Genomic DNA, 15,076 nt, shown 5'->3' with positions numbered 1-15,076 from the left:
TTTAAATTTATTTTAATTCATCGCCAACACTAAGACGCTTACCATTTATATATGCTTTTGCGTTTGTTGGCTTTTTACTTGGCTCTTGAAGCTCGTAAATTTTAACCGCCCCACCCTTGCAAGCAACCACGACGTGATCTTTTTCTACGCTTAAAATTTCTCCACTTTTGCCACTTTTTTCACTTAGCTCAAGAGATAAAATTTTAAGGCCGCTTGCCAGATAAATCCCCGGCCAAGGTGTGAGCGCACGAAATTTATTATAAATTTGCCCCGCCTCTTCATCAAAGCTAAAAAGTCCGTCGCTCTTGCTTATCTTTTTGCAGTGCGAGGACTCTGCGTCATCTTGCTTTTGTGGCTTTAAATTTTCAAAATTTCTTAGTACTTTTACGATTAGCTCGCCGCCAAGCTCGCCTAGCTCACTAAAAAGCTCGCTTGACATCTTACTCTCGCAAGGCGTGTAGATGAAGTCCAGCATATCGCCAGTGTCAAGCCCAGCGTCCATTAGCATTGCAGTCACGCCAGTTTGCTTTTCGCCTGCTAGGATCGCGCTTTGTATAGGGCTTGCACCTCTATATTTTGGCAAGATCGAGGCGTGTAAATTTATACAAGTCGCCACGTCAAGCACACTTTGTGGCAAAATTTTGCCATAAGCTGCCACTACGATAAATTTAGGCTCAAATGCCTTTAGCTCGGCAACCACCGCCTCATCTTTTAGCGTATGTGGTGTAAAGACTGGCACACCATTTAGCTCATTTTGAGCGTAAATTTTGACCTCGCTTGGGGTTAAAATTTGCTTTCTGCCAACTGGCTTATCAGGCTGGGTAAAGACCGCTTTTATATTAAAGCCAGCTTCTTTTAGGTGCCTAAGTATCCTAACGGCATAATCAGGCGTCCCCATAAAAACTACATTCATCACTTTCCTTTAAATTTCAACGACTTTTATTTTGATCTAGTTTTTTGTTATCCCGCAGCCAAAAAGCGCAAGGATCTTTCTGCCAACTAATCTTTTGAAACACTAAACTTCTTAGCTCATCAACGCTAATCTTGTCGTCGCGGTTTGTATCAAGCCTCTTAAATTCCTGCTCAGTGCATAGATCTGGCGCTATTTTTAGAGCTTGGGGCGCTTTGCAGGTCATCCACTCATCTAAATTTAGCGTGCCGTCGCGGTTATTGTCATTAAAATGCAAAAACATATATGCTGGATCGGCTGGCTCACAGCTATATGCACCAAGGCAAAATAGCATAATGCAAAAAATTTTCTTCATTTTATATTCTTAAATTTTTAAGTTCAAAGCACTAAAATATCGCAACTCAAAGCTCCTTTTTAAGTAGCTCAAGCAGTGCAAATTTAAGCTCGTCGATGTTCTCATTTGTCGCTGATGAGACCCGCAAAACAAAGTATGGTTTTTTGGCATCAAAATTGTATAGGTCTTGCTTATAGACAAATTTACCAACTTGATTTAGCTCTAAATTTATACTTTTCATAAATTCTTTTATATTTTCATCTAAATTTTCCGCCGCATCGACTCTTGTAATAGCGATAGCATAGTCCCTGCTAGCAAGCACGCTTGAAAATTTAGCGACCTCTTCTTTTAGCACGCTAAACTGCTCGCTCATGCTTCTGTAGTTCGCACTATCTATCATGAAAAGTAAAATTTTATTTCTCTCAATATGCTTTAAAAACTGCACGCCAAGGCCGCGTCCGTCGCTCGCTCCCTCGATGATGCCAGGGATATCAGCCATGACAAAGCCGCTAAACTCATCGACCTCGACAAGTCCGAGCTTTGGCGTAAGCGTGGTAAATTCGTAGTTTGCTATCTGTGGCTTGGCGTTTGAGACGGCTGAGATAAGGGTTGATTTACCGACGTTTGGAAAGCCAACAAGGCCCACGTCAGCTATTAGCTTTAGCTCGAGCCTAACCTCTACGCTCTCTTCTGGCATGCCCTTTTGAGCGTATTCTGGAGCTTGGTTGATAGAGTTTTTAAAGTGAAAATTTCCTAGTCCGCCCTTGCCGCCTTTTAAAAATAGCGTCCTTTGCCCCTCTTCTACCATGTCACAAAGCAGCTCGTTTGTCTGTGCGTCATAGACCGCCGTTCCTGGTGGCACGATGAGCTCTAAGCTCTCGCCCTTTTTGCCAGTCATGCGTCTGCCCATGCCAGCCTCGCCGTCGCTCGCTCTCATCGCCCTTTTGCCCTTGTAGTTTGCCAGTGTGTGGGTGTTGTTGTCGCAGACAAAATAGACATCTCCGCCATCACCGCCATCACCGCCGTCTGGGCCACCTAAAATGACGTGCTTTTCGCGGCGAAAGCTTACTGCACCAGCTCCGCCATGCCCTGAGCTTAGGGTTAGTTTCACGCTATCTATAAACATTTTTTACCTTAAATTTATCTATTATTTAGTTTGAATTTTAGGCGAGATTATATCTTTTAAATGATTAAAATTTGTTTTGCGCTTAAAATCTCACTTTGTTTTTAGCATCTTATAAATTTAGAAAATCAGCCAAATTTTTGCCTAAATTTCATAAAATGGCGCAAAAGGATAGAGAATGAAAACACTTACGATTATTGATACTTTTGGCTTCTTTTTTAGGCTTTACTACGCTATGAGCGGGCTTAAAAACAGAGATGGCAAACCAAGTGGCATGATAAGTGGCTTTGCAAATTTCATAGCGAGCCTAAAAGACGAGTACCAAAGCGACTACCTCATCTTCGCACTTGATAGCAAGGGCAAGACCCTGCGCCATGAAATTTTGGGCGAATACAAGGCAAACAGGAGCGAGCCACCAGCTCAGCTAAAAGAGCAACTACCAGTTTGTATAGATATGATAGAAAAAATGGGACTTTACAGCCTTAGCCGTGAGGGCTACGAGGCTGATGATATCATCGCGAGTGCGGTTAAAATTTGCAAAGATAAAGATATATTTGTGCGAATAGTCACGCACGATAAAGACCTTTATCAGCTCATAGAGGACGGCAAAGTGAGCATCTACAGCCCACAAAGCAAGATCGACCACGATAGCGCTAGCTGCTTTGAAAAGTATGGCGTCTATCCAGCTCAGGTCAGGGACTTTTTAGCGATCGCTGGAGACAGCTCAGATAATATCCCAGGTGTCAAAGGTATCGGCGCAGTGGGAGCTAAGAAGCTTTTGGCTGAGTATGGCAGCTTAGAGGGAATTTATGAAAATTTAGCCCTTCTTAGAAACGAGCGCACCAAAAATATGCTAGCAGACGCAAGAGACGAGGCGTTTTTGAGCAAGAAACTAGCCACGCTCTTTGATGACGCCATCACTTCGCTTGATCTTGAGCACTCTAAATTTCCAGAGCAAAATCCTTTGATAAACATCTCAGAAATTTTAAAAGAGTACGATCTAAACAGGCTTCTTAAGAGCTTGCAAAAAGAGGAAAATGCTGAATTTAAGCTTGGCTTTAGAGCAAATTTACTACTTGATGAAGCGAGTGTTGAGAAACTGCTTGCCGACATTACTCCAGAGACCATCGTCGCCTTCGACACCGAGACCACGGGCGTTGATAGCAAGAGCGCAAAGATCGTTGGCTTTAGCTTTTGCTTTAACGACGAGGACGCCTACTACGTGCCAGTAGCTCACAACTACCTAGGCGCACCAAAACAAATAGACCTAAAATTTGCCACTTGGGCGGTTGGGCAAATTTATAAAGGCTGCGTGATCGGACAAAATTTAAAATATGACTTTGAGATCGTGAAAAACAACCTTGGCCTAAACCCACCTGCAAATTTCAAAGATACGATGATACTTGCGTGGCTTAGCGATCCAAACTCGAGCGTTGGCATGGATGCGCTAGCAAAGAGGCTCTATGACTACGACACGATCAAATTTGAAGATGTGGTCAAAAAGGGGCAAACTTTTGGCGATGTGCCTCTAGAAAATGCCGCTAAATACGCCGCTGAGGACGCTTGGATAACGCTTAAATTTTATAAAACTTTTCAAAACACGCTTGATAAAAATTTACTCACCCTTGCCGACGCACACGAGTTTCCTTTTATCCTAACGCTTTTTGACATGGAGCAAAATGGCATCAAGATAAATGAAGCCAAAATGCAAAAGCTCATCCTTGAAAACGACACCAAACTAAAGGCGCTAACAAGTGAAATTTACGAGTTAAGCGGCGAAAATTTTAATATAAACTCAGTAAAACAGCTCGGCGTTATACTCTTTGAGCATCTAAAACTTCCAACCAAAAAGAAGACAAAAACAGGATATAGCACCGATGAGAGCGTGCTAGCTGAGCTCATAGACGCTCATCCGGTGATTGAAAAAATTTTAGCTTACAGAGAGCTATATAAACTGCAAAGTACCTACTGCGAGCCACTTTTAGCGCTTGCGAAAAAGGATGAGGACTCACGAATTTACACGAGCTTTTTGCAAACTGGCACTAGCACTGGCAGACTTTCAAGTAAAAATCCAAATTTGCAAAACATCCCAGCTCGTGGCAGCCTCGCAAAGGACGTCAGAGAGTGCTTTGAAGCGCGCGCGGGGTATAGTTTTGTGGGGCTTGACTACAGCCAGATCGAGCTTAGACTGCTAGCTCACTTTAGCCGTGATCCTGCGCTTCTTGAGGCGTTTAAAAATGATGAGGATATCCACGCAAGGACGGCTATTAGCATATTTGGCAGCAGTGACGGGCAAAATAGAGCCGTGGCAAAGAGTATAAATTTTGGCCTCATTTACGGCATGGGCTCAAGCAAGCTGGCAAATCAAGTAAATATCACGCGTGCCGAGGCAAAAGAGTATATAGAGCGCTATTTTAAGGCATTTGCGACGATCAAAGAGTTTTTGGAGAGCATAAAAATTTCAGCTAAAAACGAGGGCTTTGTGCAGACGCTACTTGGCAGAAGGCGCTACTTTGACTTTAAAAGTGCCACACCTATGCAAATAGCTATGTTTGAGCGCGAGGCGGTAAATACGGTCTTTCAAGGCTCAGCAGCCGACCTTGTCAAGATGGCGATGGTAAAAGTTAGAGCAAATTTAGATGAAAATGCAAAAATGCTGCTTCAGATCCACGACGAGCTGATCTTTGAAGTAAAAGACGAGTTTGCACAGGAATTTGGAGAAACGACACAAAAGACGATGGAGGAAATTTACACGCTAAATGTGCCACTTAAAACATCGCTAAATATCGCCAAAAACTGGGGCGAGCTAAAATAAAAATTTTATGCAAAAAGTGCTAATTCTTAGCGTAGATATTGACTTTACAAAAAAAAAAAAAAACGATATAGTTACCTGCAAAAATACCTTAAAGGAAAGGAAATAACTATGGTAAATGCGGTAGAAAGTAAAATTACAGAAGGTATTAATAGTGCACTAACGAGTGTCATTAATGACAGGGAGGATTACTATGAAAAAACCCTCTTCCAAGCGTCAGCGATGTGAAAGGTTTAATATCTAGTTGCAGCTACAAAAATGCTGCTATTTCTGGAGGGGCAGGTTTAATACCAGGTCCTTGGGGTATGGCTGCAGCTGTGCCTGAAATCATAGCTATAATTAGAAATCAAATGACTATGGTAGCTGATATTGCTAAGGCTCACGGTAAGACAGCTAGTAACGAACTGATTTTAGATGTGCTATTTGGCGCAAGCGGTAATGTAGCAACTGGACTAGTCGTGGTGCATGGACAAAAAATTTTAGTAAAACGTGCTGGAGCTAGAGTTATACAAAAAATAGTAGCAATGCTAGGTGGCAAAATAACACAACAACTGGCTAAATCTATGGTTGCAAAATGGCTTCCAGTAGCTGGTGCGGTGGCTATGGCTGCATGGTCAAAAATAAGTACCGATAAAATAGGCAAAAAAGCCGATTTTATTTTTTCAAAACAGATAGAGTATGAAACCACATCTGATGATCTAGCCAGAATTAGTGATGGTGTTGCACAAATTCAACTGGCTGCAGATGATTTAAAATCCGCATACCAAGATTTAACACAAGGCACAAGTATTATAAAAACCAAAATCCAAGTTTTAATAAATTTGATGAAGATAGACGGCAAAATCGATGACAGCGAAGTAGCACATTTACAAAATCTTATAGAAAACTCTTTATTGTCTAACGAAGACCAAATGCAACTAATTGAACAGATTGGGTCGAAAGAGAAAGTTGCAGTGGATTATTCGGTTTTTAAAGAGAATTTTGATGAGTCTCTAGCATTAGTATTAGATATGATAGCACTTGCGAACATAGATGGAAATTTTCACGTAACTGAAAAGATGTTCATTAAAAACGTTGCAAAAATGATAGGATTTGATGACAACGACTTAAATGAACTTTTAGAAAACAATACAAAATAATCTAAATATGATGTGAGATAAGCAAAACTATCTCACATCTACAATTTCATACAATTTTACTTTATAAATCCAACCCGCGGTAAAATTTCAGCTAATGCCTCGTCCTTTTTCTCGTTAAATTTAACCTTGTTTTGCTCAAAAAGGTTGTTTCCGTGCGCATCGATCGAGACGATGAGCGGACCAAACTCCTTCACGCGGCACTTCCAAAGAGTCTCAGGCATACCAAGCTCCGTCCAGTCAGCACTCTCTATCTCTTCAACCTGCGTCGCAGCCACTACCGCACAGCCTGCTGGAAACACACAGTGAATCGCGCCAAACTCCCTGCAACCGCTCATTGTGCCTTCCCCCATGCCGCCTTTACCGACAATGAGACTAACGCCAGTTTTTGCGATAAATTCTCGTTCAAATTTCTCCATTCTCATGCTGGTTGTAGGTCCTACTGAGACCATTTCAAAGCTTTTTTCGCCTGTTTTTCTGATGATCGGTCCTGCGTGTAGGATCGCGCCGCCTCTGATATCAAGCGGTAGCTCTCTAGCCTCCTCCACCACGCGTCTATGTGGCACGTCGCGGCAAGTGACGATGTGTCCCGTGAGGTATATGACGTCGCCGATTTTGATATTTGAAAGATCCTCGGCGCTTATTGGCGTGGTTAAAATTTTCTTACTCATAGCGCGAACTCCTTGTGCGATTTTACGTCGAAATTTAGATCTGCGTCCCAGACGATGTGGCCTTTACGGTGCGACCAGCAGCCCACGTTTACGGCGACGGCTATGACGCTTGGGTGACGGGCGCAGTTTTCTATATGCACGCCCATTACAGAGCTTGCACCGCTCATACCTTGAGGGCCTAGGCCGATTTTATTGATGCCCTCTTCGAGCAGCTTTTCAGTTAATGCAGCGCGTTCATTTGGATTTTTAGAGCCCAAAGGTCTCATCAGTGCCTTTTTAGACAGCAATGATGCCACGTCGATCGAAGTGCCCACGCCAACACCAACTAATAGCGGCGGACAGGCGTTTATGCCGTAGCTTGTCATTATATCCATGACAAATTTAACAACGCCCTCATAGCCCATGCCAGGCATCAAAACGGTCGCTTTGCCAGGCAGGCTACAGCCGCCACCTGCCATATAGGTGTGTATCTCGCACTCGCTGCTACCTGGTACGATATCCCAAAACACACTCGGCGTGCCCTTGCCGACATTTTTGCCAGTGTTGTACTCGTCAAATGTCTCGACGCTGTTATGGCGAAGCGGAGCTTCACGAGTAGCTTGCAGCACCGCCTCTCGCAGCAACTCTTCAAGCTCGCCGATGAGTGGGAAATTTGCACCACATTTTACGAAAAACTGGATCACTCCAGTATCCTGACAGGACGGGCGGTTTAGCTCCTTTGCAAGGCGCTGGTTTTCAAACATCGTTTTGTAGATCTCCTTTGCCAGCGGCTGCGTCTCGCGCTCGCTAAGCTCAAGTAGCTTCGCTGTCACGTCATCAGGCAGCACCTTGCCCGTGTATCCAACAAATTTCGCCATGACCTCAGTCATCTTTTTTATGGATTTTTCTTTATCCATCACTTCTCCTTTTAAATTTCGTCCTCAAAAAACGGCTCGGGATTTTTAAGCAACCAAAGCACGAACAGGTATCTAAGCTTACCTATATCTTCGGCATGCCAGCTCTTTCTTAAATTATAAAACATCTTATCAAGCGCGTCATCATTTAGCTCTTCGAGCCTATTGCCTAGCTTAAAATATTTTTTAATTTCGACAGCAGCTTTATCTGTATATTCATCATCCCATGAACGTCCATATTCTCCGTTGTAGTCCCAGTACCGGTATAAATTAGTAGCCGCATGTATCATTTTATACTGCACGCTATCTTTTTGTCTTAAGAATTTCATCCAAAAATTATAGGTAAATTCGCTGTATTCTTGCGGATCGTATTTTTCCATATCCGTTGGATACTCGGGTACATATAGGTATTCCAACCTTTTGCCAAAGCGACGCCAAATATAAATTTGCGATTTTTCAGGTAGAAGATTGTATATATAGTTATACATTATTCCAAAATCGATATTAACGACTTCACCCACCTGTTTTATATATTCCCGAGAGGTATAGTCCTGCTTGCCTACGATTACTAACTTTTGATGCGGTTTTAAATTTTTATATACATACCACATAAAATTTCTAAGCGGCGTCTCGCCCTTTTTATTTTTAGCGTTTATGTTACCGCCTTGCATAATAATCCATTCGATTAAATTTGCGTCCGCATACGCATAGGGCGAGTTTGGGTCTTTTTTCTTGATATCTTTGTCCGCATGCAGCATATGCAGTATCGTGTTGCCGTCTTTGTCGGTCGCATTTATATCGTAAATTTCAAATACCGCCTTAATCTTCTCATCGTCGCCGCTTTGCAAAATTTCATTAAAATTTTTGGGTAATCTTTTACGCCTAAAAATTCGTATCTCGTTATAGATCGCATGCTCACTACCGATGAAATTTTCAGATGCGTAAGCTAAAACGCAGCCTATCGCGTAGCAGATAATGTCCGTCCAATCAAATGTTCCACCAAAAATTATCCATAGTGCGTAATTTTGAACGCCTAAAATTTCAAGTACCTTAAAATATTGTGTGATTTCGATAACTAGCGAGAGAGTAAAGACCGAGAGCGCTAAAATTTTAGGCGGTAGCCTGAACGCGGCTCGCCCAAATGCATAAAGCATCGCTACGGCTAGTACATCGCCTAGATAGTAGCGTATGAAGCCGTCTTTGGCGTAAATTGCGATAAAAATTTCAAATGCTAAAATAGCAATACCCGTCATCACCCAGTTCATTCTAGCATCCCAACAATATTCACTTCTAGATGCGTCCATAGGCGAAAGTATTGCTTTTTTCGTATCCTCTCTCAATTTTGCTCCTTACAAATTCTATTTAAAATTTAGAGATGATTTATCAAGCTAGCGTTATATGCAGCGCCGTATCCGTTGTCGATATTTACGACACTTATGCCATTTGCACAGCTATTTAGCATAGCTAGCAGTGCTGCTAATCCTCCAAAATTTGCCCCATATCCCACGCTAGTAGGCACTGCGATCACAGGCACACTCACGAGGCCAGCTAACACGCTAGCAAGTGCGCCCTCCATGCCAGCAACGGCGATGACGACCTTTGCGCCGCGTATCTCATCAAGCTTTGCGACCAGCCTATGTAGCCCTGCCACGCCGACATCGGTAAATTTTTTCACTTCATTGCCTAGAAATTTTGCCGTTTCGTAGGCCTCCTCCACGACTGAGCCATCAGCAGTGCCAGCAGAGACGATAGCGATGTAGCTTTTAGTGAGCTCACTCTCTTTAAATTTGACACTAATCACCCTGCCACGAGCGTTAAAATTTGCCTGCGGAAAGATCTCCTCTATGCGTTTAAAAACGCTCTCATTTGTTCTTGTGATCAGGATATTTTCATTTTTTTCGCCGATCGCACTAGCAATTTGCAAAATTTCATCATCTGTTTTATTTGCCCCGTATATCACCTCACCAGTGCCATTTCGCAAAGCGCGCTGAGTGTCGATCTTGGCGCATCCGATGTCGTTAAATGGGTAGTTTTTTAGATACTTTAGCGCATCTTGCTCGCTCGTCTTGCCGTTTTTTATACTGGCGATAAATTCTAAAATTTCAGCCTCACTCATGCCAAAACATCCTCTCTAAGCCCCTTTAGATCAAGCATCACCTCTGCTACACCAAGTGCTACTAGCTCTTTAATGATAGACTTAAATTTCACGTCATTTAAAAAGCTTTGCATGCTAGAAAATGGCATTTGCAGCTTCATTTTTTTATCATCAAGCCTTGCTCGCACATTTGCGTAGCCGCTTTTTATCAGTAAATTTTCAGCCGCCTCTACTAAATTTAGATCGCTAATACTTATCTCTTTTTCATGTGGCAAACGAGTTAGCAAGCATGCGTAGCTTGGCTTTTCAGCCGTTGATAAATTTAGCTCACGCGAGAGCTCGCGGATCTCAAATTTACATAAATTTATTAGAGGCGAAAGCACGCCAAGCTCCTCTTTTGCCTTAAGCCCTGGGCGATATTCGCCAAGATCGTCCTTGTTTGTGCCATCAGCCAAATTTGTAAATTCAAGCTCGTTTGCACGTGTGATAAGCCTTGAAAAAACTGCTTTTTTGCAAAGATAACAGCGATTTTGCGGATTGAGCTTGATCTCATCAGCGATGCCTACCTCAAATATCTCGTGCCTGATGCCATAAAATTTAGCAAATTCCGTCGCCTCGTCTATCTCTCGCAAAGACATATAGGGCGATTTTACCGTGAGTGCTAGCGCATTTTCGCCAAGCACGTCCGCAGCGACCTTTAGCAGTAGCGAGCTATCCACGCCGCCACTAAATGCAACGGCTAAATTTCCTAGCTTTTTTATATCATTTTTTAGAATTTCTAATTTCGTCATACTTTTTAAAAATTTCTTTTTTTACCTGAAATATCGATATTTTATGCGCAAGTGCTGCGCTTTTGCACTCGTCAAATTCAGGCTTTGCCTTTTCATCATCGCCTGAAATTTTTAGTCTTATATCGCCAAATTTTGTGCGAACACTTACAAATTTTCGTTTTAGCTCGGTTTTTACGACATCTATCTCACGAACGCCAATGGCCGTCGTATGCGTAAATATAAGCTCTTTTAGCTTTTTTGCATCTTCGTCTTTGCACAAGACGTTTAGTTCAAAGCCGATGCGCCCTTTTTTCATATATATAGAGTGGCTAAAGACGTCTAGCGCGCCATTTTCACGTAAAATTTCGCACGCAAAGGCAAAGCTTTCTGCGTCCATATCGTCTATGTTTGTAGATATCATTTTTTGCACCAAATTTTGACTCTCATCCACCTCGCAGATCATCGCACGAAGGGCATTTGCAAAATTTGGAGCGTTCTTTTCGCCAGCTCCATAAGCTACTTTTTCTATTTTGAAATTTATACCCTCTACAAACTCATCTACGCATGCTTTTAGTATCGCCGCACCTGTTGGCGTAGTCATCTCAAAATTTGCTCGACCAAGACTTACAGGCACGCCCTTTAAAATTTCACAAACGGCAGGCGCTGGGACATTTAGCGTGCCATGGTCGCACTTTGCTACGCCGCCGCCAAGCTCGATCTTTGAGCTAACAATCCTAGAAATACCAAAATTTTTAGATAAATACTCAAAGCAGATCGCCGCTCCAACGACATCTACTATGCTATCAATCGCTCCAACCTCGTGAAAATGCACCTCATCGATGCTAACTGCATGTACTTTTGCTTCAGATTGAGCGATCACGCGAAATATCGCTGCAGCCTTTTTCTTGCAAATCTCGCTTAAATTTGAGCTAGCCAAAATTTGCTTGATATCAGCGTAACTCCTAGCGTGAGGCTGCGATTTTAGTAGCACGACGTCTATTTCGATCGCAGCGATGCCATTTTTTACTACGTTTTTTTGCTCTAAGCGAAATTCTCCGCTCAAATTTAGCTTCTCTAGCTCAGAGCAAAGATAGTTAAAATCCACCCCAAGCCCGACAAGAGTGGCTAAATTCATATCGCCACTAATGCCACAGCTTGCGTCATAATATAAAATTTTAGCCAAGCTTAAACCTTAGGCACGGTCATAGAGCCAAACGGCAGGATGATTATTTTTGCGTTTGCACCTTTTTGTGCTAGTGCCTCATCTACAGCCTTTTGTAAGTCGTGATATGGCTTTAGATGCACGGCTTTCATCTCATCATCGCTTAGATCAGTCACTGCCCAAGTCTGCGCCCAAAGCGAAATTTCAGCCATTTTTGCAGCCTTGTGGTAGCCAAGTTTAAAGCCAGAATTTATCTTTTCTAGCACTTTTTTTGGCGTATCGGCCGATGCCATAAGGTCAAAGAAAGGTTTTGGACCGATGCCTGTGCGGCATTTTGCGACCATTATTAAAATTCCGTCCTGCGCAAGCGCTAGTTTGCCGTTATCTAGGGCCTTTTGTGCCTGATAAAGATCCACATCCATAGGATAGGGCGCAACAGAGATCACGATGTCGGCTTTTTGTGGGATATTTACACAAAATACCTCATCAGCCTTTTTCACGCAGTCATAAAAGCTATCGTTTAGATCGCCAGCACTCGCGTAATAGACGCCATGCTCGCTATCAAGCACTGTCTGGATCGAAAAGACATCGATATTTGAAAGAACTTTCATCGCATCGATCATATCTTCATGCACAGGGTTGCCCTCTAGTCGCAGTGCCTGAGCGTCAGCGCTAAGTGCTAGTTTGTGGTTTTGCGTGATGCTTTCGTATGAGGCAGTGCCTGGTAAAAAGGCCTTTCTACCGCCAGTGTAGCCTGCAAAATAGTGCGGCTCGACAGACCCTATAACGATCACTTTTTTAGCTTCAGCTACGATTTTGTTTAGATACATCTGCGTGCCGTTTTTGCTCTCGCCCAAAAAGACCATCTCATCGTGCTTTGAGTCGTGGTCATGAACCTCGTTTTTAGCTCTAAGCTCAGGATAAATTTCTTTAGAAAATATCATATTGTATTCATCTAGCGTCCCCTCTCTGTGGCAGCCAGTGGCAATGATGAAAATTTTATTTTTATCGCGAAGTTTTGGATAAATTTGCTTTAAAATTTTAGCAGTTGGCGTAGGTCTTGTGCCGTCGTTTACGATGATGACGATCTTTTCATCGCCAGCGATAAACTCATCAAAGCTTTTTTGGTTTATCGGATTTGCCAGAGCCTTTGCGATGAGCGCTGCTTCGTCAAATTTAGCGACTTTGTTTGGATCAAAAACTCCAAGCAGGTTTTTCTCGTCTATTTTTAAATTTATGCGGTCATCTTTGCCGTAAGCGATAGGGATTTGCATGCTTGCTCCTTAAATTTAACTATTAATTGTTTGCTTTTAGGATTTTATCTCAATCTTTCTTTTAAATATATTTAGTTAAAAACTCTTTTTCAGAGATAATCAAACAAACTTTAAATGTATTATTAAAGATTTCAAACTTTTTTTAATTAGTATTTAATTTTAATATTTATATACTATTTACGTAATTTTCGAAAGGGGAAATCATGGAATTTCTTACAAGTTTGTCTGAAAGCACGCAATTTTTCTTACAATTAATCGTCGTGCTAGGTTGTTTGTTCTACGGAGCAAAGAAAGGTGGTATGGCACTTGGTGTCCTTGGGGGCATCGGTCTTGTTATTTTGGTATTTGCATTTGATTTAAAACCAGGTAAGCCTGCTATTGATGTTATATTAACTATTCTTGCAGTTGTTGTAGCAAGTGCCACACTTCAAGCAGCTGGTGGTCTTGATGTTATGCTTCAGATCGCTGAAAAAGCGCTTAGAAAGCATCCAAAACTAGTCTGTTATCTTGCGCCGATTTGCGGCTGGACACTAACGGTGCTATGTGGTACTGGTCACACAGTTTATACACTTTTACCGATCATCTATGACGTATCAATGAAAAGTGGCATCCGTCCAGAACGTCCGATGGCAGCTACTACGATCTCGTCACAACTTGCTATTATCGCAAGCCCTGTTTCAGTTGCTGGTGTGTCTATGGTTGCTGTTCTTCTTGGTACTGGCACAGTTCATATTGAGGGCTTTACAAGCTATGTTGATCTATTAAAAGTTACCATTCCTTCTACATTTTTGGGCGTGCTTTGTATAGGAACTTACTCAGTATTTAGAGGTAAAGATCTTGATAAAGATCCAGAATTCCAAGCAAAAATAGCCGATCCAGAACAAAGAAAATATATATATGGTTCTGATGAGACACATTCATTGATCGGTGTGCATTTACCAAAAAAACAATGGAATGTTATGTGGATATTTCTTGCTACAATCGCTGTTGTTGCGGTTTTAGGCTATTACAAACAACTTCGTCCAAGCTGGACAAGTAATGTCCCTGGTAAATCAATAGAAATACTAGTAGATAAAAAAACAGTTAAAAATATCACTGTTAAAGACGGACAAGTTGTTTCTATGGTTGGAGATAGCAAGATCGTTTCAAACGTAAAAGATAATAAAGTAAAAGACGCTACTAAATTTACAAGCGTTCAAGTGCTAGATAAAGACAATAAAGTAACACAAAGCATTGTTTCAAACGGCGCTGATGTTGTTATCACTGCAGGCGATAAAAGCGAAACTGTTGCAAATGCGAGCATTGTAGTAAAAGACACTATGAAAAAGACTGCACCGCTTGGCATGGTTGATACGATCCAAATTTTCATGCTTTTAGCAGCATCTATAATGATGATCTACTCAGGCATTAAAGCAGCCAAGATCGGTCAAAATGAAATTTTCCACAGCGGTATGGTTGCGCTTGTTGCGATTTACGGCATTAGTTGGATGGCTGAGACAATGTTCAACTCACACATTGATATGCTTAAAGGCTCACTTGGTGAAGTTATGAAGGCATATCCTTGGATGTATATCATAGTTGGTATGCTTATATCAAAATTCCTAAACTCTCAAGCTGCCGCAGCTGCGACTTTCGTGCCACTCGCTGTTCAAATAGGCGTTCACCCAGGCGTTATAATCGCATTTGCTACTGCTTGTTATGGATACTTCATCCTTCCAACATATCCAAGCGACCTTGCAGCAGTGCAGTTTGACCGCTCAGGCACAACGCACATTGGCAAATATGTAATCAACCACAGCTTTATCATACCTGGTTTCATAGGTGTATTTAGCTCTTGTGCTGTTGGCTGGGTACTAGCTAATGCTTATGGATTTATTAAATAAAAAATTTATACCA

Annotated in this window: 13 protein-coding genes; 3 read left to right on the top strand and 10 right to left on the bottom strand. The window is 42.0% G+C overall.

All coding sequences use genetic code 11. From position 1 onward, the window contains the following. Positions 1-7 precede the first annotated feature (7 nt). Genes fmt through obgE form a run of 3 tightly spaced genes read right to left on the bottom strand, consistent with a single transcriptional unit; the run spans position 8 to position 2,370 of the window. A complete protein-coding gene (gene fmt, locus G6W42_RS02090) occupies positions 8-913 on the bottom strand; it encodes a methionyl-tRNA formyltransferase (RefSeq protein WP_194172760.1) in 906 nt (301 codons plus the stop codon). 16 nt (positions 914-929) lie between these two features. Next, positions 930-1,265, bottom strand: coding sequence for a hypothetical protein (locus tag G6W42_RS02085; RefSeq protein WP_194172759.1), 336 nt, complete (start codon positions 1,263-1,265; stop codon positions 930-932). Between the two features lie 46 nt (positions 1,266-1,311). After that, on the bottom strand, positions 1,312-2,370 hold the full coding sequence (obgE, locus tag G6W42_RS02080; protein WP_194172758.1) for a GTPase ObgE: 1,059 nt from the start codon (positions 2,368-2,370) through the stop codon (positions 1,312-1,314). Between the two features lie 175 nt (positions 2,371-2,545). Here obgE and polA point away from each other — a divergent pair, with 175 nt between their 5' ends. Together polA and G6W42_RS10725 are read left to right on the top strand one after the other, a co-directional pair. Next, positions 2,546-5,182 carry a DNA polymerase I gene (gene polA, locus G6W42_RS02075; RefSeq protein ID WP_194172757.1) on the top strand — a complete coding sequence of 879 codons (2,637 nt, stop codon included), beginning with the start codon at positions 2,546-2,548 and terminating at the stop codon, positions 5,180-5,182. Positions 5,183-5,403: 221 nt separating this feature from the next. Next, positions 5,404-6,318 (top strand): TerB family tellurite resistance protein, encoded by a 915-nt coding sequence (locus tag G6W42_RS10725; protein WP_194172756.1) that lies wholly within the window; start codon positions 5,404-5,406, stop codon positions 6,316-6,318. A 56-nt stretch (positions 6,319-6,374) separates the two neighbouring features. Here the strand turns inward: G6W42_RS10725 and ttdB are convergent, their stop codons facing one another. The 7 genes from ttdB to larA are packed head-to-tail and all read right to left on the bottom strand — an operon-like array spanning position 6,375 to position 13,180. After that, entirely contained in the window at positions 6,375-6,986 is a 612-nt protein-coding gene (gene ttdB / locus G6W42_RS02065; RefSeq protein ID WP_194172755.1) for a L(+)-tartrate dehydratase subunit beta, read from the bottom strand. Then, complete coding sequence (ttdA, locus tag G6W42_RS02060) at positions 6,983-7,882, bottom strand: L(+)-tartrate dehydratase subunit alpha (RefSeq protein WP_194172754.1); 900 nt, start codon at positions 7,880-7,882, stop codon at positions 6,983-6,985. Before ttdA ends, ttdB begins: the two co-directional genes overlap by 4 nt. An 11-nt stretch (positions 7,883-7,893) precedes the next feature. Next, on the bottom strand, positions 7,894-9,219 hold the full coding sequence (locus G6W42_RS02055) for a DUF2809 domain-containing protein (RefSeq protein WP_242042568.1): 1,326 nt from the start codon (positions 9,217-9,219) through the stop codon (positions 7,894-7,896). 29 nt (positions 9,220-9,248) lie between these two features. Next, positions 9,249-9,995 carry a nickel pincer cofactor biosynthesis protein LarB gene (gene larB / locus G6W42_RS02050; RefSeq protein ID WP_194172753.1) on the bottom strand — a complete coding sequence of 249 codons (747 nt, stop codon included), beginning with the start codon at positions 9,993-9,995 and terminating at the stop codon, positions 9,249-9,251. Beyond that, positions 9,992-10,765 (bottom strand): ATP-dependent sacrificial sulfur transferase LarE, encoded by a 774-nt coding sequence (larE, locus tag G6W42_RS02045; protein WP_194172752.1) that lies wholly within the window; start codon positions 10,763-10,765, stop codon positions 9,992-9,994. The genes larB and larE overlap by 4 nt, the downstream gene beginning before the upstream one ends. Beyond that, positions 10,737-11,927: a nickel pincer cofactor biosynthesis protein LarC gene (larC, locus tag G6W42_RS02040; protein WP_194172751.1), complete on the bottom strand. Its 1,191-nt coding sequence runs from the start codon at positions 11,925-11,927 to the stop codon at positions 10,737-10,739. Before larC ends, larE begins: the two co-directional genes overlap by 29 nt. 2 nt (positions 11,928-11,929) lie before the next feature. Continuing rightward, complete coding sequence (larA, locus tag G6W42_RS02035; RefSeq protein ID WP_194172750.1) at positions 11,930-13,180, bottom strand: nickel-dependent lactate racemase; 1,251 nt, start codon at positions 13,178-13,180, stop codon at positions 11,930-11,932. A gap of 203 nt (positions 13,181-13,383) precedes the next feature. Between larA and G6W42_RS02030 the strand changes: the two genes are divergently transcribed. Further along, the gene (locus G6W42_RS02030) at positions 13,384-15,063 is read left to right on the top strand and encodes an anaerobic C4-dicarboxylate transporter (RefSeq protein WP_194172749.1); all 1,680 of its coding nucleotides are present in this window, start codon (positions 13,384-13,386) and stop codon (positions 15,061-15,063) included. Positions 15,064-15,076: the final 13 nt, after the last annotated feature.

The sequence above is a fragment of the Campylobacter concisus genome, assembly GCF_015230015.1.
GTDB lineage: Bacteria > Campylobacterota > Campylobacteria > Campylobacterales > Campylobacteraceae > Campylobacter_A > Campylobacter_A concisus_AF.
This window is presented reverse-complemented; position numbering and strand designations above follow the sequence as displayed.

Bases quoted from the DNA above. Each gene is read 5' to 3' on its own strand.
- fmt (WP_194172760.1), bottom strand. From the start codon at position 913: ATGAATGTAGTTTTTATGGGGACGCCTGATTATGCCGTTAGGATACTT.
- G6W42_RS02085 (WP_194172759.1), bottom strand. From the start codon at position 1,265: ATGAAGAAAATTTTTTGCATTATGCTATTTTGCCTTGGTGCATATAGC.
- obgE (WP_194172758.1), bottom strand. From the start codon at position 2,370: ATGTTTATAGATAGCGTGAAACTAACCCTAAGCTCAGGGCATGGCGGA.
- polA (WP_194172757.1), top strand. From the start codon at position 2,546: ATGAAAACACTTACGATTATTGATACTTTTGGCTTCTTTTTTAGGCTT.
- ttdB (WP_194172755.1), bottom strand. From the start codon at position 6,986: ATGAGTAAGAAAATTTTAACCACGCCAATAAGCGCCGAGGATCTTTCA.
- ttdA (WP_194172754.1), bottom strand. From the start codon at position 7,882: ATGGATAAAGAAAAATCCATAAAAAAGATGACTGAGGTCATGGCGAAA.
- larB (WP_194172753.1), bottom strand. From the start codon at position 9,995: ATGAGTGAGGCTGAAATTTTAGAATTTATCGCCAGTATAAAAAACGGC.
- larE (WP_194172752.1), bottom strand. From the start codon at position 10,765: ATGACGAAATTAGAAATTCTAAAAAATGATATAAAAAAGCTAGGAAAT.
- larA (WP_194172750.1), bottom strand. From the start codon at position 13,180: ATGCAAATCCCTATCGCTTACGGCAAAGATGACCGCATAAATTTAAAA.
- G6W42_RS02030 (WP_194172749.1), top strand. From the start codon at position 13,384: ATGGAATTTCTTACAAGTTTGTCTGAAAGCACGCAATTTTTCTTACAA.